We start from the raw sequence: 21,260 nt of genomic DNA, 5'->3' as shown, positions 1-21,260 counted from the left end.
CGCTCGCGAACGGCTCTGATCGCCGCGCCTTATCGTCAATTGACCGCGTTTTCCCGTATAATCGCGGCTTTTCATAAAACCGGATCAGGTATGGCCGCTACCCACTACAAGGGCATTATTCTTGCCGGCGGTTCGGGCACCCGCCTGCACCCCCTCACCAGCACGGTGAGCAAGCAATTGATGCCGGTGTATGACAAACCCATGATCTACTACCCGCTGGCAACGCTGATGCTCGCCGGTATCCGGGACATCCTGGTGATCACCACACCCCGCGACCAGGCGGCCTTCAGCGACCTGCTGGCGGACGGTGGGCAGTGGGGCATCAATATCCAGTACACCGTGCAGCCCAGTCCGGACGGGCTGGCCCAGGCCTTCCTGCTGGGTGCTGAATTCATCGGCGACAGCCCCTGTGCCCTGGTGCTGGGCGACAACATTTTCTACGGCGGCGGCTTCACCCAGAGCCTGCGCAACGCCGCCCAGAGCCAGTCCGGCGCTTCGGTGTTTGCCTACTACGTGCAGGACCCGGAACGGTACGGGGTGGTGAGCTTCAACGCCCAGGGCGTTGCCGTGGACATTGAGGAGAAGCCGGCGCGCCCCCGCTCCCACTACGCCGTGACCGGCCTCTATTTTTACGACAATGACGTCGTGGACATTGCCCGGGGGATCCGCCCGTCCGCCCGCGGCGAGCTCGAGATCACCGATGTCAACAAGGCGTATCTGGCGCGCGGTGACCTGCGGGTGGAGGTGATGAGCCGTGGCACCGCCTGGCTGGACACCGGCACACACAATTCGCTGCTGGACGCGGCCAATTTCATTCGCGTGGTTGAAGAGCGCCAGGGCCTGAAGATCGCCTGTCCCGAAGAAGTGGCCTACCGTATGGGGTATATCGATGCCGAGAAATTGCTGGCGCTGGCCGCGCCGCTGGAGAAAAGTGGCTACGGCCTCTACCTGCGACAGCTGCTGGACCAGGACGGGGTGCTGAGCAATGACATTTGAGCCTACGCCGCTGGCCGGCCTGTGTGTACTGCAACCGCGCGTTTTCGGCGACGAACGGGGCTTTTTCCTTGAAAGCTGGAACGCAGCAACGTTTCGCGACGCCGGGCTCGACGTCAGCTTCGTACAGGACAACCACAGCCGCTCCGCCAGGGGCATCCTGCGCGGCCTGCACTACCAGACCACCCAGCCGCAGGGAAAACTGGTGCGGGTGACCTCCGGCGCGGTGTTTGATGTGGCGGTGGACCTGCGCCGCAGCTCGCCGACGCTGGGCCAGTGGTTCGGCCTTGAGCTGAGTGCCAGCAACCACCGCATGCTGTGGGTACCCCCGGGCTTTGCGCACGGTTTTTACGTGCTCTCCGAGTTCGCCGACTTCCAGTACAAATGCAGCGACTACTACCATCCCGCCAGCGAGGTTGCACTGGCCTGGGATGACCCACAACTCAACATTCAATGGCCGCTTGCCCCGGGCGAGCAACCCACGCTGTCCGCCAAGGATGCCGCGGGCCAGCCCTGGGGCAGCGTGCCCCTGTTCGATTAGCCGCAGGAAAGGAGTTGGCGATATGGCACAGGATTATTTTCAGCTGCAGGGCCAGACTGCCCTGGTTACCGGGGCGTCCAGCGGCCTGGGAGCGCATTTTGCGCGGGTATTGAGCGCGGCAGGCGCACGCGTGGTGCTGGCCGCCCGACGCCGCGACAAGCTGGCCGAGCAGGTCGATGCCCTGCGCGCGGCGGGTGCCGAGGCGGGCGCCATCACCCTCGACGTCACCAGCCCGGACAGCGTTGCGGCTGCCTTTGCCGAGCTCGAGCAGGACTGGGGGCAACTGGACATCCTGATCAACAACGCCGGGGTCGCCAGCGACCCGATCAAATTCCTCGATACCACCGAACCGGACTGGTATCACATCATCGAAACCAACCTGAACGGCGCCTGGCGCGTGGCACAGGCGGGGGCGCAGCAGATGGCGCGCAGCGGCGCCGGGGGCAGCATTGTCAATATCGGCTCCATCTACGGGCTGCACACCGGCGTGCTGAAAGCCGCCTACAACGTCTCCAAGACCGGCGTGGTGCAGCTGACAAAATCGATGGCCATGGAGCTGTGCCGCCAGAACATCCGGGTCAATGCCCTGTGCCCGGGCTGGTTTCTCACCGACATCAACAGCGACTATTTCCACACCGAAAGCGGCGAGCGCTACATCAAAACCATTCCGGCACGGCGCATGGGCGAACTCGAGGAACTCAGCGTTCCCCTGCTGTTGCTTGCCAGTCGGGCGGCGGGGGGCTACATGAACGGTGCCGTGCTCACCGTGGACGGCGGTATGGTGGAAAGCCCGGTGTAGACAACTCAGGTGGAGAGCAGCGGGCGCCACCAGGGTTCGTTGCCCAGAAACCAGTCAATCGTGCGCGCAATACCGGTCTCGAAGGTCTCCTGCGGCACATACCCCAGCTCGGCGGTGATGCGGCTGGCGTCAATGGCATAGCGCCAGTCGTGGCCTGCACGATCTGCGACGAAGTGGATCAGGCTGCGCGCGCTGGCACCCTGCGCTGCGGGCGCATCCGGAAAGCGCTCAGCCAGCGTGGCATCGGCGGCAAAACGCCGGTCGAGCTGGTCGCAGAGCAGTTCCACGATGGCCAGGTTGTGCCATTCGTTGTTGCCGCCAATGTTGTAGCTTTCGCCCACCGCGCCCCCGTGCAGCACCAGCTCAATGCCTCGGCAGTGGTCTTCCACATACAGCCAGTCGCGGATATTGCTGCCGTCGCCGTACACCGGTAGCGGGCGACCGCGCAGCACATTGGTGAGGCACAGCGGGATCAGCTTTTCCGGGAAATGCCAGGGACCGTAATTGTTCGAGCAGTTGCTGGTGGTCACCTGCAGGCCATAGGTGTGGTGGTAGGCGCGCACCAGATGATCGGACGCGGCCTTGCTCGCCGAATAGGGCGAATTCGGCTGGTACTGCTGCGCCTCGTGAAACCCCGGAGCGTCCGGGGCAAGGGAGCCATACACTTCATCCGTCGACACATGGTGAAAACGGTGTTCCGCGCCACCCGGGCCGTCCAGCCATACGGCACGCGCGGCCTTCAGCAAGCTGTGGGTGCCAATGACATTGGTTTCGATAAACGCGTCCGGGCCGCTGATGGACCGGTCCACGTGGCTCTCGGCGGCGAAATGCACCAGCGTGTCCACCCGGTGCTCGCGCAGCAGGCTCTCCACCAGCGGCTGGTCGCAAATAGTGCCGTGCACAAAATGAAACCGGGCCTGCCCCTCCAGTGCAGCGAGATTGGCGCGGTTGCCGGCGTAGGTCAGGGCGTCCAGCACCACCAGCGCATCCTCGGGGTACCGGCGGCGCCAGTAGTGCAGGAAATTGGCACCGATAAAGCCGGCACCACCGGTAACCAGCAGTGACCTAGGCATCCGGGGTCTCCTTCAACGCCTGCAACATGGCGCGCAGCTGCACCCGCCAGTGCGGCGGCACACGCTGCAGCGCGGCCCAGCTGGACTGCTTGTCGAGCACGCTGCAGGCCGGGCGCTGTGCCGGCGTCGGGTAGTCGCTGGCCGGAATAGGCCGCACCTCCGGCAGCTGCTGTAGCAGCCCCAGGGCCTGCGCTTCCTCGGCAATCGCCACGGCGAAGTCATACCAGCTGCAGACACCGGCATCACTCCAGTGGTAGACACCCTGCAACAGGGGCTGCTCGACCGCCGCCCAGAGGGCTTCGGCCAGGCCCCGTGCCCAGGTCGGCGTGCCCACCTGGTCGCAGACCACGGACAGGGTGTCGCGCTCACGCATCAGGCGCAGCATGGTCTTCACGAAGTTGCCGCCAAAACAGGAGTAGACCCAGCCTGTGCGCACAATCAGGGCGCGCGGATGCGCGCGTTGCACGGAGCGCTCGCCGGCCAGCTTGCTGCGCCCGTAGGCGCCCAGCGGGCCCGTGGGGGAGTCCGGCAGGTAGGGGTGGCCGGAGTCCCCGGCGAATACGAAGTCGGTGGACACGTGAATCAGCGCGGTGCCGGTACTGGCGCAGGCCGCGGCGAGGTGGCCCGGTCCGTCGGCGTTGATGGCCAGGGCCAGCGCCTCTTCTTCCTCGGCCCGGTCTACCGCGGTATAGGCAGCGGCATTCAGCACCACATCGGGACGCTGCTCGGCAAATACGCGGCGCACCGCCTCGGGGTCGGCAATGTCCAGCCCGCTGCGATCCAGCGCCACGATACGCAGCCCCGGCGGTGCAGTGGCCCGCAGTTCGCGGCCCAGCTGGCCCGCAGCGCCGGTGATCAGGGCCGTCGCTGTCACGCCCGGGCTTGCATCCAGGCGGCCAGCTCGGCAAACACCTGCTCCTGCTCCGGCTCGTTGAAGATTTCATGGTAAAGATCGGGATAGAGGCGCAGCGTGACATCGCTGGACCCCACCCGGGCGCTGAAATCGCGGGAGCCGGCGGGCGCTGTCATCACGTCGGCTTCGCCGTGCATGACCAACAGCGGCAGGGTGATTTCAGCCGCGCGGGCGTTGACCACAGCCATGGTCGCAAACAGCTCCCGCACCAGGCGAGCACTCACTTTGCCGTGATGCACCAGGGGGTCTGCTTCGTAGGCCGCCACCACCTGCGGATCCCGGCTCACCTGGCTGGCATCAAGCTTGAGCATGCCCAGAGTCGGCCAGAGCCAGGCCAGCAGGCGGTTCAGCAGCAACAGCGGAGCGGGCGGGGGCTCGTCCACGGCCAGTGCCGGCCCGGAGAGCGCAGCGCCGGCAAATCGCGACTGTGCGTCGAGCAGCAGGCGCGAGGCGATCAGGCCACCCAGGCTGTGCCCGAGCAGGAAACAGGGAAGACCCGTATACCAGTCATCAATGCGGCTGCGCAGGGTCAGGAGCGGCTGCAGGTAATCGGCGAATTGCTGCACATGCGCCCGGCGGCCCGGAGAGCGCCCATGGCCCACATGGTCCGGGGCGACCACCGCATAGCCGCTGCGGGTGAAGAAGGCCGCAAAGTGCTCGTAGCGCCCGCTGTGCTCGCCGAGGCCATGGGCCAGCAGAATAACGCCCCTTGCGGGACCGCTGGCGGGCCAGTGACGATAGAAAATGCCATCGTCCAGCTGGCCCTCGGTCACGGCGGGAGGCTGTGGCGTATGCTCCGGCACGGGTTCGCAGCCAGTCGCCTAGGCGACCGGCGTCAACCATTCGGGATGTTGCGGGCGGTTGCCGCGCACCGAGTCAAAATACATGGCCTGCAGCTTTTCGGTCACCGGGCCACGCACGCCGCTGCCGATCTTGCGCCCGTCGAGCATGCGGATAGGAACAACTTCCGCCGCCGTGCCCGTAAAAAAGGCCTCGTCCGCGATGTACACCTCATCGCGCGTGATGCGTCGCTCACGAATCTGGTAACCGAGCTCAGCGGCAAGGGCAAACACGGTGTTGCGCGTGATACCGTCGAGGCAGGAGGTGAGGTCCGGGGTAAAGATCTGGTTGTCGCGGACAACGAATACGTTCTCGCCGCTGCCTTCCGCCACGTAGCCTTCATTGTCGAGCATCAAGGCTTCTTCGGCGCCACTGTCCAGTGCTTCACGCAGCGCCAGCATCGAATTGATGTAGTTGCCGTTGGCCTTGGCCTTGCACATGGTGATATTGACGTGATGGCGTGTGAACGAGGAGGTCCGCACCTTGATGCCGCGATCACGGGCTTCCGGATCCATGTAGGAGGGCCACTCCCAGGCGGCCACCATGACATGCGTGCGCAGCTTGTCGGCGCGCAGACCCATGCCCTCCGAGCCCAGGAAGCACATGGGCCGCAGGTAGCCTTCGGTGAGCTTGTTTTCCCGCACCACGGTGCGCTGGGCTTCGTTCAGCGTGGCCTTGTCGTAGGGCATGTCCATGCCCAGGATGTGCGCCGAGCGGAACAGCCGGTTGGTGTGTTCTTCAAGCCGGAAGATGCAGGTGCCGCGGTCGGGGGTGTGGTAGGCACGCACACCCTCGAACACGCCAAGGCCGTAGTGAAAGGTATGGGTCAGCACGTGGACCTTGGCTTCACGCCACGGCACCAGTTCGCCGTCCATCCAGATGACCCCGTCGCGGTCTGCAAAATTGGGTACTGCGCTCATGTTCAGTCCTGCTGCTCGGTTGATCCTGACTGCGCCGGAAAAAGGCGCTGCCACACGGCTTCCACGCTGGCCCGCTGTTCGCGGTACTGCGCGCCATCGACCCGGCCGGGCAATTGTTGCAGGGCCAGCTGGTGGGCGGCAGACCGGAACGCCAGATACGCCTGCACCAGGGTGCTGCTCTCTTCCTCGCTGAGCAGGCCGGCACGTGCCAGGGTTTCCAGAATGCGAATGTTGTCCGACCAGCGCACCAGTTCAGGCACGCGGTGAGACCACGCCAGAACCGCATATTGCACCATAAATTCAATATCAACGATACCTCCGGCGCTCTGTTTCAGGTCGAAATCCTCGCCCTCGGGGAGCTGCGCGGGCAAAAGTTCGCGGCGCATGCGCGTGCGCATCGCCACCACTTCCGCCGCCAGCGCCTGGGTGTCGCGCTCCCGCTCCAGGATTGCCCGGCGCACGGCATCCACCCCGGCGGCCACCGCCGGATCGCCCGCAACATGCCGTGCGCGCACCAGCGCCTGGTGTTCCCAGGTCCAGGCGCTGTCTTCCTGGTAGCTGCGGAAGCCTTTCAGGGACGTTGCCAGCAGGCCCGACGCACCGGAGGGCCGCAGGCGCATATCCGTTTCGTACAGCTGGCCCATGGCCATGCGTGTTTCCAGAATATGAATGATGCGCTGCCCGAGTCGGGTGTAGAAACGCACGTTATCAATACTGCGCTCGCCGTTGGTGACACCCTGCGAGTCGGCATCGAAGATGAAGACCAGGTCGAGGTCGGAGCTGTAACTGAGCTCGATGCCGCCCAGCTTGCCGTAGCCGAACACCGCAAAGCCGGTGCCCGTGCTGTTGCGCGACGGTTCGCCAAACCGCGCAGTAAGGTCGCTCCAGGCTACCGCCAGCACCTGCTCCAGAATCACTTCCGCGATCCACGTCAGTTTGTCGCTCACCTGCATCAGCGGCAGGCGCCCAACCACCTCACTGGCCGCCACACGCAACACATGTGCGGCCTTGAAATAGCGCAGTGCGTCCATCTGCCCTTCGAGGTCATCCGGCTGCAGACGCGCAACCTGCTGGCGCAGGGCGTCCGCAAGGCGTGACTTGTCGGGTGCGGTATACAGGCTGGCCCTGTCCAGCAGTTCATCCAGCAATACCGGGTGCCGCTGCAACTGCTCGGCAATCCAGGGGCTGGCATCGCAGAGCAACACCAGGTCGGCAAGCGCAGGGGGATTCTCCAGCAGCAGCGCCAGATAGGCGCTGCGGCGCAGCACCGCATTGACCAGCGGCAAAATTCGCTGCAGGGCGCGATCCGGGTCTGCGGCCTCGGCACAGGCCAGCAAAAGGCGTGGCATGAACTGTTGCAGGCGCTCACGCCCCTCGGCCTGCAGCGTCGCGACGCGGCTGCTGGCGTGCAGTGCCTGCAGCTGCGCCAGGCTGTCGGTCGCCGCGCGGTAACCCAGCTCCGCCAGCATCTCAGCGGTCAGGTCCGCGCCCCAGGCGGGCAGGTCGTCGGCGGCGGAACCTGCCTCGTCTTCGGGCTCGGCAATCAGGTCGCGGAAGTGTTCTGCGACGCGGCTGCGGTGCGCCGCCAGCGCCGCGAGGTAGGCCCCCCAGTCCGCGCAGCCCATTACCGTTGCCATGGCCTGCTGCTGCAGTGCGTCGGTCGGCAGGGCCTGCGTCTGCTGGTCCAGGTATCCCTGGATGGCATGCTCGCTGTCGCGCAGGAACAGGTAGGCAGTGCGCAGCTCGAACACCGCCTCAGCCGGCAGGCAACCCAGCGTACACAGTTCTTCCAGAATCAGCAGCAGCTCGCGCTGCTGCAACGCCAGATCACGGCCGCCGCGAATCAGCTGGAAACACTGGGCGATGAACTCCACCTCGCGGATGCCGCCGTGGCCCAGCTTGACGTCGTCCTGCAGGCCGCGGCGGCGCACTTCGCTGTTGATCATCTGCTTCATGCCGCGCAGGCTTTCGATCACGCCGAAATCCACGTAGCGGCGGAACACGAAAGGCCGCAGCATATCCATCAGCTCCGCGCCCCGTTGCGGGTTGCCGCTGATGGGCCGCGCCTTGATCAGGGCGTAGCGCTCCCAGTCGCGCCCCTGATCCTGGTAATACTCTTCCAGCGCGGCAAAATTCACTGCCAGGGACCCGCTCTCACCGTAGGGCCGCAGGCGCATGTCGACACGGAACACGAAGCCCTCTGCGGTCACCTGGTCAAGCGCGTTGATCAGGCCCTGGCCGAGTTTGGTAAAGAACTCCGCATTGCTGATGGATCGGCGTTCGCCATCGGTCTCGCCCGCCTCCGGAAAGGCGAAAATGAGATCGATATCCGATGAGACGTTGAGCTCGCGGGCCCCCAGTTTGCCCATCGCAATCACAATAAGCTCCTGCGGCTCGCCATCGCGGGCGCTTCTGGGCGTGCCAAACCGCGCCTGCAGCTGCGCCGCCAGGTGTTCCTGCGCCAGCACAATGCAGGACTCCGCCAGCGACGAGGTGTCACCGACGGTTTCCAGGGTGTCGGCGCTGCGACAAAAATCGCGCCAGACGATGCGCAGCATATGCCGCTGACGGAAGCGCCGCAGTACGGGATTCAATTCCGCCCCGGGCGCCGCCAGCCACTGGCGCAGCTCCCCCCGCAACTCCCCCGGCTGCAGGGCGCGCTGCAGGAGCCCGGACTCGATGAGGTCGGTCAGCACCGCCGGCCGGCGGCGCACGGTCTCCGCAACGAAGGGGCTGCAGGCCAGCACCCGGGCGAGGGGCGCCGCGAGCTCTGCCTGCCGCTCTGTGACCGCAGCCTGCAGGCGCCCAGCGGCCTCCGTGTCGGGGTGGTCCTGTATGCGCTGCCAGGCGGTTGTTGCCGCTGCTGCCAGTCCCGGGGTCAAGGCGTGGGTATCGATCATCCGTAACAAGCTTCCGTTGGCGGTTCAGGCGTCGAACAGCGGGGCGACGCGCATCACTTCCTCTATCGTGGTCTGGCCCGAGGCCACCCGCGCGGCACCGGCCAGCCGCAGCGTGCGCATGCCTTCGGACATGGCCACTTCGCGCACCTTGCGCGCTTCCATGTCGGGGACAATGCAGGCTGCCAGTGCGGGACTGTTGACCAGTAATTCGTAAATACCCTGGCGCCCGCTGTAGCCCGTCTCCCGGCAGGCACGGCACCCTACGGGGCGTGCCACCTGCGAAGGCGGGGCCAGCGGAAAGGGGTGCACCAGCTGCTCCCAGGCGTCCTTGTCCACCGGTTCCAGCACCTTGCACTCCGTGCAGAGCACGCGGACCAGGCGCTGCGACATGATGCCGCGCAGCGTGGCCTTGATCAGATAGGCGGGCAGACCCAGCTCAAGCAGGCGCGCCACCGAGCCGGGGGAGTCGTTGGTGTGCAGCGTCGACAAGACCAGGTGGCCGGTGAGCGCAGCCTGCACCGCCATATGCGCGGTCTCCAGGTCGCGAATCTCGCCAACCATGATGATGTCCGGGTCCTGGCGCATCAGCGCACGCACCCCGGTGGAAAAATCCAGCTTGATGCCGTGGTTCACCTGCATCTGGTTGAAGCTGTCCTCCACCATTTCGATGGGGTCTTCGATGGTGCAGACGTTGACATCCGGGGTGGCGAGGCGGCGCAGCGTGGAATACAGCGTGGTGGTCTTGCCCGAACCGGTCGGGCCGGTGACCAGCACAATGCCATTTCCGTGTGAGGTCATCAGCTGCCAGCGCTGCAGATCCTCATCCTCAAGACCCAGCTGGGCAAAGCTCTTCTGCAGCAGCTCCGGATCGAAAATCCGCATGACCAGCTTCTCGCCAAACGCCGTGGGCAAGGTCGACAGGCGCAGCTCCACCTCGCCGCCCGTCTGTGGCGAGCGGGTTTTCAGACGGCCATCCTGCGGACGGCGTTTCTCTGCCACATCCATGCGACCGAGAATCTTGATACGGCTGGTGACCGCCGCGCACACCTGTGCCGGCAACTCGTACACGTTGTGCAGCACGCCGTCGATACGAAAGCGCACATGGCCCACCTCGCGCCGCGGCTCGATGTGAATATCCGACGCCCGCTGTTCAAAGGCGTACTGCAGCAGCCAGTCGACAATGGTGACGACATGCTGGTCGTTGGCGTCGAGCTCGTGCAGGGCGCCCAGTTCCAGCATCTGCTCCAGATTGGTCACCCCCGGCGCGGTGCCGTGGGTTGCCCCGCTGTGCCGCGCGCCGCGCACCGAACGGGCCATGCTGTAGAACTCGGCGGTGTGCCGGGTGATGTCGCGCGGGTCTGCCAGCACGCGCCGGATGGGCTTGCGCAGGACGTGCTCGAGGTTGCGCTCCCAGCCGTGGATCCAGGGCTCTGCGCTGGCAATCACCACATCGTCGGCGTTCACCTCCACCGCCAGAATCCGGTGCCGGCGGGCAAACTCGCGGGACATCACCTCCGCCACGGCGCCGACATTGATTTTCAGGGGATCGATGTCGTACACGGCCTGCCCGGTGCGCTGACTGAGCCAGGCCAGCAGCGCCGCCATATCCAGAACCTGTCCGGGGGACGCGGCGTCCACCAGTTTCTGCTCGGCGAGGTAAACCAGCGGGTGAATACTGCCCACGTTGACCTTGAGCAGCCGATCGCGATCCGCCGCCGAGATACGGCCCGCAGTGCACAGTTCTCCGGCCAGAACATGCAGCTCGAGCGATCTCTCTGCGTATTCAGGGCCAATGTTGGCGGTCATGGTGCTGCAACTCTCTGCTGACGGTATGCATACTGCACGCATGCTAGCACAGGCGGTGAGCGCTGCGCGCCGGCCGGTGTGACAGAAGAGGCAGCCTCACCTATACTTCGCGCCTTCCCCACAGGAGAGCACCCGATGCCCAGCTCGAATCCGCTCAGCAGCCTCTTTGGCCGGTCCCCGATCGGGCCGATCCAGGAGCATATGCAGGTAGCGAACGATGCCGCCCAACTGCTCCCGGCCTTTGTCGAAGCCGCACAGAACGATGACTGGAAACTGGCGGAGGATATTTTCAGGCGCATCGGGGAGGCCGAAGAGGCCGCCGACAAGCTCAAACGTTCTGTGCGCCGACACCTGCCCAACAGCCTGTTCCTGCCGGTCCCGCGCACTGATCTGCTGGAGCTGGTCACCATTCAGGACCACGTGGCAAATACGGCAAAAGACGTTGCCGGCCTGATGCTGGGGCGCGAAATGCGCTTTCCGGACAAACTGGAAAAACACCTGCTGGAATTTGTCCGCGCCTGTACGGCAACCTGTGATCAGGCCCTGGTGGCAATTCGCGAGCTGGACGAACTGCTGGAAGTAGGCTTCACCGGTCGCGAAGTCGTGCGGGTAGAGGGCCTGATCAAGGAGCTGGACAAGCTTGAGGGGCGCACCGACAAGCAGTCCAAGGCGCTGCGCGCCAAGCTGTTCAAGCTGGAGCGAAAACTCTACGCGGTGGATGTGATGTTCTATTACAAGGTGATCGAACTGCTCGCAGGCCTGGCCGACTCCGCCGAACGGGTGGGACACAGGCTGCAGATACTGATGGCGAAATAGGACAAGCGCATGGAAATCATCGCGGAACACGGCACGCTGCTGCTGATACTGGCCTGCATGTTCGGGTTCTTCATGGCCTGGGGTGTCGGCGCCAACGATGTTGCCAACGCCATGGGCACCTCGGTGGGATCAAAGGCCCTGACCATCAAGCAGGCCATTCTCGTCGCCATGGTGTTCGAATTCCTAGGCGCCTATCTGGCTGGAGGTGAGGTCACCGCCACCATTCGCCAGGGCATTATCGATGCCGAGTCGATGTCCGGCAGGCCGGAGTTGATGGTCTACGGCATGCTGTCCGCACTGCTTGCGGCCGGCACCTGGCTGATGATCGCCAGCATCAAGGGCTGGCCGGTCTCCACGACCCACTCGATCGTCGGCGCCATTGTCGGCTTCGCCGCGGTGGGTATCGGCGTGGACGCCGTGCACTGGGAAAAGGTCGGCACCATTGCCGCCAGCTGGCTGGTGTCGCCGCTGCTCGCCGGCACGATATCCTTTGCCCTGTTCATGAGCGTCAAAATCCTCATTCTCGACACCGAAGACCCCTTTCAGCGCGCCAAGCGCTTCATCCCCATTTACATGTGGATGGTCGGCTTCATGATCTCCATGGTCACCCTGCTCAAGGGCCTGAAGCACATCGGCGTGGAAATGGACCTGGGACTGGGCTCCAAGTTCGCCAACGCCGTGCCCCTGTCATTCCTGGTCGGCCTGCTCGTCGCAGCGCTGGGCGGCTTCCTGGTCAGCCGGGTGAAGTACGTGCCCAACAGCCAGCATCGTTTCGCCAGCGTGGAGCGTGTATTCGGCATCCTGATGATTTTCACCGCCTGCGCGATGGCCTTCGCCCACGGTTCCAACGATGTCGCCAACGCGGTAGGGCCACTGGCCGCGGTTGCGAATACCGTGCTGTCCGGCGGCATGATCGCCTCCCAGGCACCGCTGCCCTGGTGGATTCTGCTGGTGGGCGCGCTGGGTATCGTGGTGGGCCTCGCGACCTACGGCTGGAAAGTGATCATGACCGTAGGGCGCAAAATCACCGAACTCACGCCGAGCCGCGGCTTTGCCGCGGAACTGGGCGCGGCCTCCACCGTGGTGCTGGCTTCCGGCACCGGGCTGCCGATCTCCACGACGCATACCCTGGTGGGTGCCATCCTCGGGGTAGGCTTCGCGCGCGGCATCGCAGCGCTGAACCTGCGCACCATCGGCACCATCTTCATGTCCTGGATCATCACCCTGCCCGCGGGTGCCGGGTTGTCCATCATCTTCTTCTTCACCTTCAAGGGCATCTTCGGCTGAGGCATTTCCCCGGGCACTGATTGACTCCGTCAGCGCCCGCCGCTACCGTCAGCCGGTCCACTCCGGGCAACAGCAGGCAGCCGCGCCATGTCACAGCCAGACAAACAGATCATCAGCCAGCTGCGCGCGCTTGTCGGCACGCCCTCAGTGAGCTCAACCGATCCGTCCTGGGACCAGGGCAATCGGGCGGTCATCGAGTTGCTGGCCGGCTGGCTGGAGGCGCTGGGGTTTCGTACAGAAATCATGGCTGTGTCAGCCGATGGGCGTAAAGCCAACCTGATTGCCACACTCGGCAGCGGCCCGGGCGGCCTGGTACTGGCCGGCCACACCGACACCGTACCCTTTGATGAGGGGCGCTGGCGCTCGGACCCGCTGCAGCTCACGGAACGCGACCAGCGTCTCTACGGCCTGGGCAGTACCGACATGAAAGGCTTTTTCCCCATCGCCATCGCGGCTGCCAGCGCGTTTGCAGGCAAGACGCTGCAGCAGCCACTGATCATACTCGCCACAGCCGACGAGGAAAGCTCGATGGACGGGGCCCGGGCGCTCGCCGCTGCGGGACGCCCCCGGGCCCGCGCCGCCATCATCGGCGAGCCCACCTCGCTGCAGCCGGTACGTTTGCACAAGGGCATCATGATGGAGGCCGTCGAGATCACCGGTCTCGCGGGCCACTCCTCCAACCCGGCGCTGGGCGTCAACGCCATCGATGTGATGCATGAACTGGTGGGTGAACTGATGCAGTTCCGGCAGGAGCTGGCTGCGAAGCACGCCAACAGCGCCTTCGACGTGGCCTTTCCCACCCTGAACCTGGGCTGCATACACGGCGGCGATAGCCCGAATCGCATCTGCGGACGCTGTGAACTGCACTTCGACCTGCGCCTGACCCCCTCCGCGGCCGCCGCCGGGGTTCGGGAACAGCTACAGCAGCGCCTGCAAGGCCTGGCACAGGCGCACGGGGCCGGCATTGCGCTGCGCTCGCTGGTGCAGCCCGTACCGCCCTTCGAACAGGCCGCACACAGCGACCTCGTGAGGCTGGCGGAGAAACTTACCGGCCACAGCGCGATGGCCGTGGGTTTCGCCACCGAGGCCCCCTTCCTGCAAGCCATGGGCATGGAGACCATCATCATGGGGCCGGGATCCATCGACCGGGCCCACCAGCCCGACGAATACCTGGAACTCAGCCAGATACGGCCCTGCGTGGACCTGCTGCAGTCCTGCATCGCGCACTACTGCCTGTAGCAGCCTGTCAGATCCAGGCTCATCTGCTGCGGCTGATGCCCTAAGTCCGACAGGCTGCTAGCGGGCGTGGGCGGCCCCGCCGTGAAAATTTGCATTAGTCGCCACCGCCCGCATTGGGTACTCTTGGCGCAGGATCATTACTGATAAACGGAAACCGCCACGTGACCACCCCAGGCCGCAGCCATATTCGCTGGTTCAGGAATACGGCGCCCTACATCAACACCCACCGGAACCGGACCTTTGTCCTGATGCTGGGGGGCGATGCTGCACAAGATCCCAATTTTCCCACCATCCTCCACGACCTGGCGCTGCTGCACAGCCTCGGTGTGCGGCTGGTGCTGGTGCACGGCAATCGCCCGCAGATCGACAGCCGACTGGCCGCGGCGGGAATCGAGAGCCGCTTCCACGATGACATGCGCATTACCGACAGTGACAGCATGCACCATGTGACAGATGCCGCGGCGTCACTGCGGGCACAGATCGAGGCGCTGCTCTCGATGGGCCTGCCCAACTCGCCGATGCAGGGTGCGCGCATGCGCGTCTGTTCCGGCAATTTCGTCACCGCACGGCCGCTGGGGGTGGTGGACGGGGTCGACTACCAGCACACCGGGCGGGTGCGGCGCATCGACAGCGCCGGCATCCAGCAGCAACTCGCCGCCGGCTCCATTGTGCTCCTGTCGCCCCTCGGCTATTCGCCGACCGGAGAGATTTTCAACCTCATGCTGGAGGACATTGCCGTACACTGCGCCGCGGGCATCGGTGCCGACAAGCTGGTACTGTTCGGCAGCGCCGCCGGCATTGCCGGCAGCGATGGCGCCCTGCTGCGCCAGCTTACGGTGGCCAGCATAGCGGGCATTCAGGGGCAGGACGCCGAGCAGGCAAAACTGCTGGCAACGGCGCGACGTGCCTGCATGGCCGGCGTGTCGCGCTGCCATATCATCAGTTACCGGGACGACTGTGCGCTGCTGGAAGAGCTGTTCACCCACGACGGCAACGGCACGCTGGTCGCCAAAGACGACTACGAGCAGACACGCAGTGCCAGCATTGATGACGTCGGCGGTATCCTGGAGCTGATCGAACCGTTGGAGCGCGAAGGCATCCTGGTCAAGCGCTCGCGTGAGCTGCTCGAAAACGAGATCCGCCAGTTCCGCATCATTGAACGCGACGGGCGCATCATCGCCTGCGCCGCACTCTACCCGTTTCCCGAGGAAAACTGCGGGGAAGTGGCCTGCATTGTCTCCCATCCCGACTACCGGGGTGGGCAACGCGGCCAGCGCCTGCTGCAGGAGATCGAACGCGAGGCGCGGTCGCTGGGTCTGGACCGGGTGTTTGTGCTCACAACGCAGACCGCCCACTGGTTTCTGGAGCAGGGGTTTGAGGAGCGTTCGCGGGATGCACTGCCGGCGCAGAAGCAGGCGCTCTACAACCTGCAGCGCAATTCCAAGGTGTTCTTCAAGTCACTCTAGCGTTGGCTTTGCGGCATCGCTGCCTATGTAGCCGCTCTCCAGCACCGGCTGCACCCAGTAGCGCAGCCGGTCGCGACCTGCAACGGACGCCAGCGCCATCAGTAACGACGGACGCTGGGTGGGGGCGTGCAGAACTTCAAAGCGGCTGATACGGCGCGACCCCTCCACCTGCTCGGCGAGGCTCAGGCGACTGTGCTCGCGGCTGAAGCCGCTCACTGCAGCCACCGTAAATCCACTGACATCCGGCAGCGACATCAGGGCATCCACCATCTCATCGTGCAGCTCACGCGGCACCATGATCACCAGCAGTTCATCCATGGGCACGTTTCTCCCTGTACTGATACAACACGGGCAACAGGAACAGCGTTGTCACGGTGGATGTGAGCAGGCCGCCGACCACCACAATGGCCAGGGGGCGCTGCACCTCGGCGCCCGGGCCTGTGGCGAACACCAGCGGCAGGAGGCCGAAAATCGCCGTGGTGGCGGTCATCAGCACCGGGCGCAGGCGCTGGCTGGCGCCCGCGCAGATGCGTGCCGGCAGTGCTCCCGGCAAATGCGCCTGCTGCTGGAAATGGCTGACCATCACCACGCCGTTCAGCACCGCCACACCGAGCAGGGCAATGAGCCCCACGGAGGCGGGCACGGACAGGTACTCGCCGCTGAGGTACAGGGAGATCACCCCGCCCATCAGGGCGAACGGGATGTTGCCGAGAATGATGCCGGCCAGCGCCATGGAACCGAAGGTGGCGAACAGGATCAACAGAATCAGTACCAGCGCCACCGGCACCACCAGCAACAGGTTGTGCGTGGCACGCTGCTGGTTCTCGAATTCGCCGCCGTACTCCAGGCGGTAGCCGGCTGGCAGAGCGACCTCGCGGGACAACACCTCACGCAGTTCCTCCACGAAACCCACCACATCGCGGCCCTCCACGTTAACCGTCACCGCCCCAAAGCGGCTGCCGCGCTCCCGCTCTATCAACAGCGGGCCTTCGGCGTAGCTGAGGCTGGCTACATCGCCCAGCGTGGCCAGGCTGCCATCGGGCAGGGCCACGCTGCGCGCAGCGAGGTCCGCGACCGTGGCCGGCACCGCTACCGACTGTGAACCGGCCGCCAGGGTGACCGGAATGCGCCGGTTGCCCTGACGCACTTCCGAGATCACGGCACCCTCGATCTGGCTGCGCAGATACCGGGACAGACCCTCCACGGTAAGCCCGTGGGCCGCCGCCAACGCCGGCTTCACTTCCACATTCAGGAACTTGCCGCCCTCGGTGACCGAGGCCTGCACGTCAACCGCGCCCTGCACGCGGGGAATCACCCGGGCAATGTCGTGCATCAGGGCCGCAATGCGCTCGAGTTCCTCACCGTAAACCTTGACGGTTACGTCGCCGGTGCTGCCAGTCAGCATCTCCGACACCCGCATCTGGATGGGCTGCGTAAAGCCGACGTTCATGCCGGGGAAGCCCTCGAGCACCTCACGCACGGCGGCTTCCAGCGCCGTTTTACTGGCAAAGCGCCACTCATCCGTCGGTGCCAGCTCCATGAACACGTCTGTTTCATTCAGGCCCATGGGATCCAGCCCCAGTTCATCGGAACCGGTACGGGTCACGATCTGGCGTATTTCGGGCACCCCGGCGAGCAGCGCCGCACCCACCTGGCGGTCGAGTTCTACCGACGCCTGCAGGGAAATACTCGGGGATTTTTCCAGCTGCACAATCAGATCGCCCTCATCGAGCACGGGCATGAAGGTCTTGCCCATCAGCAACAGGAACACCACGCTCACCACCAGCAGGGCGCCAATGCCGAGCAGCAGGGCACGCGGCCGCCGCAGAACCCGTTCCAGTGCCGCGACATAGGCCGCCTGCAGGCGCAGCATAAAGCGCGGCATTCCCGCCTTGTGCCTGCCGAGCATCAGCGACGCTGCGACCGGTATCAGGGTCAGCGACAGCACCAGCGCGGCCAGCATGGCGTACACAATGGTCAGCGCCACCGGGGTGAACAGCTTCCCCTCGAGGCCACTCAGGGTCAGCAGCGGCGAAAACACAATGATCACGATGAGCGTGCCTGCGACCACCGGCAGCGCGACCTCCTGCGCCGCGCGGTACACCACGTGCAGGCGCGGCAGGCCGGGGTTGTTGTCGAGGCGACTCAGGGCGTTCTCCACCACCACCACGGAGGAGTCCACCAGCATGCCGATGGCAATCACCAGGCCGCCCAGGCTCATGAGGTTGGCCGTCAGGCCGGTGCCGGACATCAGCAGGAAGGTCGCCAGTGCCGCCAGTGGCAGTGAAATGGATACCACCAACGCGGCGCGCAGATTGCCCAGAAATACCGTAAGCACCGCAATCACCAGCAGGATGGCCTGGAACAGGGCGCTGGAAATGGTGCCAATGGCCGTGCTGATCAAGCGCGCGCGGTCATAGAACACGTTGATCTCGGTGCCGGCAGGCAGGGTCTTTTCCAGTTCGGCCAGGCGCGCCTTGACCCCGTCCACGACAGCTCCGGTGTTGCTGTCACGCAGCGCAATCACCAGGCCCTGCACCGCTTCCTCGCCGTTGCGCGTCACGGCGCCGTAACGCGCCAGGTGACCGATTTCGACATCGGCGACGTCGCGCAGGCGATACACACCGGCGGGCCCCGAATGCACCACAATGTCCTGCAGCGCTTCCAGGGAGTGCACCTGACCCTCGACCCGCACCACCAGCACATCATTGCCGAGCAGGATGCGGCCGACACCGGCATTCAGGTTCTGCTCGACGATGGCGGCCTCCAGCGCATCGATGCCCAGGCCCAGCTCGGAGAGCACCACCGGGTGCGGGGTGACCTGGTAGGTCCTGGCGTAGCCGCCGAGCACGTTCACATCAGCCACACCCGCCACCGTGCGCAGTGCCGGGCGGATCTCCCACTCCAGCAGCTGGCGCTTGTCCTGCAGCGAGAGTCGGGGATTCTCGATGGTAAACATGAACATCTCGCTGAGCGGCGTGCTCATGGGTGCCAGGCCGCCCTCCACCGGGAAAGGCAGGCCATCAAGAATGCCCGCCAGGCGCTCATTCACCTGTTGCCGCGCCCAGTAGATGTCCGTGCCATCGACGAAATCCAGCGTGATGTCGGTAATGGCATATTTGGTCGTGGAACGCAGCATCGACTGCCGGGGAATGCCCAGCAGCTCGGTTTCCAGCGGGTAGGTGACCCGCTGTTCGATTTCCTCCGCCGTCATGCCCGGCACCTTGAGGATGAGCTTGACCTGTGTCGGGGCGATGTCGGGATAGGCATCAATGGGCAGCGCGAGCCAGGCTCGCAGGCCGAGGCCCGCCAGCGCGAGGGCTGCCACGCACACAAACAGGCGCTGGGTCAGGGAGAAACGCAGCAACGCTTTCAGCATGTCACTCGCCACCCAGGCCCATGAGGACACCCTGAACAGCGGACACCGAACTGCTCAACACGTCGCGCCCCGCAAGGTCGACCGCGGAGGTCACCGCGTAATCCTCGCCGACCGGCTGCAGCAGCGCCACCGGCACCAGCTGCAGCACCCCGTCGCCGCGGAGCAGCACATGCGCCTGTTCTTCCCAGGTAAACACCGCCGAGCGCGGCACCCGATGCGCCGCGTGGCGATACAGCGGCGTTGCCCCCAGAACACCGTTGAGCGGCGCCCGGCAGGCCGCCGTTACGGGCGCACTCCAGGCGACCAAGGAAAAGCCACGGGCAACGCCCTCCAGCTCCTCCACATCCAGCCGACAACCCGCCAGCTGCACGCCGGTCAGCCTGTCCGCATCCTGCGCCGGGACCAGGAGCTGCACGCGCAGCTCACCCGGCGCCAGGAAGGCCGCCACCTCATCACCCGCCACCAGGGCCGTCTGGCGGCTCTCGAACTCGATATAGCCATCGATGGGAGCGTGCAGGGTGATGGATTCCACGTCGTCCTGCGGTGGGTCTACCAGCTCCATAAAATGCCGCATGTGTTCATACTCCAGCTGCAGCGCAAGGTAGTTGTCCACGATGGCGACCCACCGATCTTCCGCGAGCGCCTGCTGCTCATAGGAGGCGCGGCTGCGCTGGTAGCGAGCCTCGGCACTGCGATAGCGCCTTTCCATGGCACTGAACTCAAGCAGAAAATGATGAATCTCCGGCCCTTCCAGCACAACGAAAGGCTGCCCGGCCACCACCTGGGCGCCATTGCGTACCAGGTAATGCGCCCGCCGCACATCACGCGGCAACTGAATGCTGTACTGGCTGCCGGTGCGATGGGTGACCTGCGCCCGCACCGTGGGCCCCGGGACCTCCGCAATGGGCTGTACCGCCGTATAGTCAAGCCGCAAGTCACCCAGCGCCGCAAGGGGCACATCCGACCCGAACCCCAGCGCCGGCCAGCACAGGGCCAGCAGCATCCATACCGCGTGTTTCATAAGGGTAGTCCCGCTGTCTGCCGCAACCGCGCGGCGTTATACTCGATGTGCGCGTCGATCAGCGACGCTTCGCTGCGCCGCTCCAGCACCTCCAGCAGGCGCCGGATCACCAGCTCCACCTCCACCTCACTGCCCGAACGCAGCGCCAGCAGTTGCGCTTCGATGCGCTCGCCGACCTGCGCCGATGCCTGCAGCAGCTCACGCCGCTCACGCAAGCGCTGTGCTTCAGTGGAGAGGGCAATCCACTCCTGCCGGATACTGGTGCGCAAGGTGTCGTGCTGGCGGGAAAAGTCGCGGCCCAGCGCCGCGCGCTGCGCCTGTCCGGCGCGGTTGTCCACCTCGAAGAACCCCAAAGGCACTTCTACGGCAAGGCCGTACTGGTGCTCTGCGGGACCGGGACCATCCAGGCTGCGCGCTGTCAGGGCCAGGTTCCAGTCCACCGCTGCCGGGTCATTCAGCGCAATCAGCGCCTGCTGTTGCTCGCGAGCCAGGGCCAGCAGCGCCAGCTGCGGGTGCCCACTGTAATCGGGCGCTTCGGGTTGCGGCGTGGCCTCCACGATCCGCGCCGGCACCGCCGGCAGACCGGTGAGCGCGACAAAGCCGGCCTGGGCAGCGCGCTGCCGGGCCAGCCCATCGGCCACGGCGAGTTCGGCATCGAGCCGCTCCTGGGTCAGCAGCAGCGCTGCATAGCCCGGTATGGCGCCGGCATCGGCCTGCAACACCGCCCGCTGCTCCAGCTCCCGCAGCAGCTCCGCTCGTGCCCGCGACTGCGCAAGCTCCAGCGTCGCAAGGCGGTGTTCCCAGACGGCATTGCGGATCAGCCCGGAGAAAAACCAGGCGCGATAGCGCTGCTGCGTCTCTCGCAGATTGTCCTGCAGGGCGGCCAGGTTCTCATCGAGATCACGACGCTGCAGCGACTTGAAGGGCAGGTTGAGGGACAGCTCGGTCTCGTCGGTGCCCGCACGCTGGTCACTCTGCAATCGGCTGGCGGACAGCGAGGGCAGCGCAGCCAGCAGACCGTTGCCCCCGTCGGACTCCGCTGAGACCTCCGCCGTATAGCCGTGATGGACAAGCGTCGCGTTCAGTACCTCGTGCAGCGCCAGATCGCTGGCAAGCTGCGCCTGCACCGGCACCGTGCAGCACAGCGCCGAGAAAACGAGTGCGCGGAAAAACGGCTGGCGCATACCTCCCTGCCTCATACATTACGTCTCCTTTGCTCCATTACACCATGTCCCCTGTGCCCTGTCCTTGCGATGCGTCAGGGAAA

17 protein-coding genes are annotated in these 21,260 nt (G+C 65.3%); 7 read left to right on the top strand and 10 right to left on the bottom strand.

Features of this window, described 5'->3' with window-relative positions:
• Positions 1-90 precede the first annotated feature (90 nt).
• From rfbA to AACZ17_RS06160, 3 genes are read left to right on the top strand one after another with little or no spacing between them, the layout of a single operon-like run.
• A complete protein-coding gene (rfbA, locus tag AACZ17_RS06170; protein ID WP_290741126.1) occupies positions 91-996 on the top strand; it encodes a glucose-1-phosphate thymidylyltransferase RfbA in 906 nt (301 codons plus the stop codon).
• Complete coding sequence (gene rfbC, locus AACZ17_RS06165; RefSeq protein WP_290741123.1) at positions 986-1,534, top strand: dTDP-4-dehydrorhamnose 3,5-epimerase; 549 nt, start codon at positions 986-988, stop codon at positions 1,532-1,534. Before rfbA ends, rfbC begins: the two co-directional genes overlap by 11 nt.
• Positions 1,535-1,556: 22 nt before the next feature.
• Positions 1,557-2,333 carry an SDR family oxidoreductase gene (locus AACZ17_RS06160; protein WP_290741120.1) on the top strand — a complete coding sequence of 259 codons (777 nt, stop codon included), beginning with the start codon at positions 1,557-1,559 and terminating at the stop codon, positions 2,331-2,333.
• A 5-nt stretch (positions 2,334-2,338) separates the two neighbouring features.
• Here AACZ17_RS06160 and rfbB read toward each other — a convergent pair whose 3' ends face one another.
• From rfbB to AACZ17_RS06130, 6 genes are read right to left on the bottom strand one after another with little or no spacing between them, the layout of a single operon-like run.
• A complete protein-coding gene (gene rfbB / locus AACZ17_RS06155) occupies positions 2,339-3,406 on the bottom strand; it encodes a dTDP-glucose 4,6-dehydratase (RefSeq protein WP_290741115.1) in 1,068 nt (355 codons plus the stop codon).
• The gene (gene rfbD, locus AACZ17_RS06150; RefSeq protein ID WP_290741112.1) at positions 3,399-4,280 is read right to left on the bottom strand and encodes a dTDP-4-dehydrorhamnose reductase; all 882 of its coding nucleotides are present in this window, start codon (positions 4,278-4,280) and stop codon (positions 3,399-3,401) included. The genes rfbB and rfbD overlap by 8 nt, the downstream gene beginning before the upstream one ends.
• Positions 4,277-5,122, bottom strand: a complete 846-nt coding sequence (locus AACZ17_RS06145) for an alpha/beta hydrolase (RefSeq protein WP_290741109.1) — start codon at positions 5,120-5,122, stop codon at positions 4,277-4,279. Before AACZ17_RS06145 ends, rfbD begins: the two co-directional genes overlap by 4 nt.
• A gap of 18 nt (positions 5,123-5,140) precedes the next feature.
• Complete coding sequence (locus tag AACZ17_RS06140; protein WP_290741106.1) at positions 5,141-6,079, bottom strand: branched-chain amino acid transaminase; 939 nt, start codon at positions 6,077-6,079, stop codon at positions 5,141-5,143.
• Between the two features lie 2 nt (positions 6,080-6,081).
• The gene (gene glnE / locus AACZ17_RS06135) at positions 6,082-8,979 is read right to left on the bottom strand and encodes a bifunctional [glutamate--ammonia ligase]-adenylyl-L-tyrosine phosphorylase/[glutamate--ammonia-ligase] adenylyltransferase (RefSeq protein WP_290741103.1); all 2,898 of its coding nucleotides are present in this window, start codon (positions 8,977-8,979) and stop codon (positions 6,082-6,084) included.
• 24 nt (positions 8,980-9,003) lie between these two features.
• Positions 9,004-10,785, bottom strand: a complete 1,782-nt coding sequence (locus AACZ17_RS06130) for a GspE/PulE family protein (protein WP_290741100.1) — start codon at positions 10,783-10,785, stop codon at positions 9,004-9,006.
• Between the two features lie 135 nt (positions 10,786-10,920).
• On the opposite strand from AACZ17_RS06130, the gene AACZ17_RS06125 reads away from it, so the two are divergent.
• The 4 genes from AACZ17_RS06125 (at position 10,921) to argA (ending at position 15,593) form a co-directional block, all read left to right on the top strand.
• A complete protein-coding gene (locus AACZ17_RS06125) occupies positions 10,921-11,601 on the top strand; it encodes a TIGR00153 family protein (RefSeq protein WP_290741098.1) in 681 nt (226 codons plus the stop codon).
• Positions 11,602-11,610: 9 nt separating this feature from the next.
• Positions 11,611-12,888 (top strand): inorganic phosphate transporter, encoded by a 1,278-nt coding sequence (locus AACZ17_RS06120; protein WP_290741095.1) that lies wholly within the window; start codon positions 11,611-11,613, stop codon positions 12,886-12,888.
• Positions 12,889-12,975: 87 nt separating this feature from the next.
• Positions 12,976-14,127, top strand: coding sequence for an acetylornithine deacetylase (argE, locus tag AACZ17_RS06115; RefSeq protein ID WP_290741092.1), 1,152 nt, complete (start codon positions 12,976-12,978; stop codon positions 14,125-14,127).
• A gap of 161 nt (positions 14,128-14,288) precedes the next feature.
• Positions 14,289-15,593 (top strand): amino-acid N-acetyltransferase, encoded by a 1,305-nt coding sequence (gene argA, locus AACZ17_RS06110; protein WP_290741089.1) that lies wholly within the window; start codon positions 14,289-14,291, stop codon positions 15,591-15,593.
• Here the strand turns inward: argA and AACZ17_RS06105 are convergent.
• Genes AACZ17_RS06105 through AACZ17_RS06090 form a run of 4 tightly spaced genes read right to left on the bottom strand, consistent with a single transcriptional unit; the run spans position 15,585 to position 21,192 of the window.
• The gene (locus AACZ17_RS06105) at positions 15,585-15,911 is read right to left on the bottom strand and encodes a DUF3240 family protein (RefSeq protein ID WP_290741086.1); all 327 of its coding nucleotides are present in this window, start codon (positions 15,909-15,911) and stop codon (positions 15,585-15,587) included. The two genes, argA and AACZ17_RS06105, sit on opposite strands and share 9 nt — an antisense overlap.
• Positions 15,904-18,972: an efflux RND transporter permease subunit gene (locus AACZ17_RS06100; protein WP_290741083.1), complete on the bottom strand. Its 3,069-nt coding sequence runs from the start codon at positions 18,970-18,972 to the stop codon at positions 15,904-15,906. The genes AACZ17_RS06105 and AACZ17_RS06100 overlap by 8 nt, the downstream gene beginning before the upstream one ends.
• Position 18,973: 1 nt before the next feature.
• On the bottom strand, positions 18,974-19,993 hold the full coding sequence (locus tag AACZ17_RS06095; protein WP_290741080.1) for a hypothetical protein: 1,020 nt from the start codon (positions 19,991-19,993) through the stop codon (positions 18,974-18,976).
• Positions 19,990-21,192, bottom strand: a complete 1,203-nt coding sequence (locus AACZ17_RS06090; RefSeq protein ID WP_290741077.1) for a hypothetical protein — start codon at positions 21,190-21,192, stop codon at positions 19,990-19,992. The genes AACZ17_RS06095 and AACZ17_RS06090 overlap by 4 nt, the downstream gene beginning before the upstream one ends.
• Between the last annotated feature and the right edge of the window lie 68 nt (positions 21,193-21,260).

The organism is uncultured Haliea sp., assembly GCF_963973825.1.
Lineage (GTDB): Bacteria > Pseudomonadota > Gammaproteobacteria > Pseudomonadales > Halieaceae > Haliea.
Note: the sequence above shows the minus strand (reverse complement) of the source record. Positions and strands in the feature narration are given on the sequence as shown.

Excerpts from the sequence above, each read along its gene's own strand:
- rfbA (WP_290741126.1), top strand. The coding sequence starts at position 91 with ATGGCCGCTACCCACTACAAGGGCATTATTCTTGCCGGCGGTTCGGGC.
- rfbC (WP_290741123.1), top strand. The coding sequence starts at position 986 with ATGACATTTGAGCCTACGCCGCTGGCCGGCCTGTGTGTACTGCAACCG.
- AACZ17_RS06160 (WP_290741120.1), top strand. The coding sequence starts at position 1,557 with ATGGCACAGGATTATTTTCAGCTGCAGGGCCAGACTGCCCTGGTTACC.
- rfbB (WP_290741115.1), bottom strand. The coding sequence starts at position 3,406 with ATGCCTAGGTCACTGCTGGTTACCGGTGGTGCCGGCTTTATCGGTGCC.
- AACZ17_RS06140 (WP_290741106.1), bottom strand. The coding sequence starts at position 6,079 with ATGAGCGCAGTACCCAATTTTGCAGACCGCGACGGGGTCATCTGGATG.
- glnE (WP_290741103.1), bottom strand. The coding sequence starts at position 8,979 with ATGATCGATACCCACGCCTTGACCCCGGGACTGGCAGCAGCGGCAACA.
- AACZ17_RS06130 (WP_290741100.1), bottom strand. The coding sequence starts at position 10,785 with ATGACCGCCAACATTGGCCCTGAATACGCAGAGAGATCGCTCGAGCTG.
- AACZ17_RS06125 (WP_290741098.1), top strand. The coding sequence starts at position 10,921 with ATGCCCAGCTCGAATCCGCTCAGCAGCCTCTTTGGCCGGTCCCCGATC.
- AACZ17_RS06120 (WP_290741095.1), top strand. The coding sequence starts at position 11,611 with ATGGAAATCATCGCGGAACACGGCACGCTGCTGCTGATACTGGCCTGC.
- argE (WP_290741092.1), top strand. The coding sequence starts at position 12,976 with ATGTCACAGCCAGACAAACAGATCATCAGCCAGCTGCGCGCGCTTGTC.
- AACZ17_RS06105 (WP_290741086.1), bottom strand. The coding sequence starts at position 15,911 with ATGGATGAACTGCTGGTGATCATGGTGCCGCGTGAGCTGCACGATGAG.
- AACZ17_RS06100 (WP_290741083.1), bottom strand. The coding sequence starts at position 18,972 with ATGCTGAAAGCGTTGCTGCGTTTCTCCCTGACCCAGCGCCTGTTTGTG.
- AACZ17_RS06095 (WP_290741080.1), bottom strand. The coding sequence starts at position 19,993 with ATGAAACACGCGGTATGGATGCTGCTGGCCCTGTGCTGGCCGGCGCTG.
- AACZ17_RS06090 (WP_290741077.1), bottom strand. The coding sequence starts at position 21,192 with ATGAGGCAGGGAGGTATGCGCCAGCCGTTTTTCCGCGCACTCGTTTTC.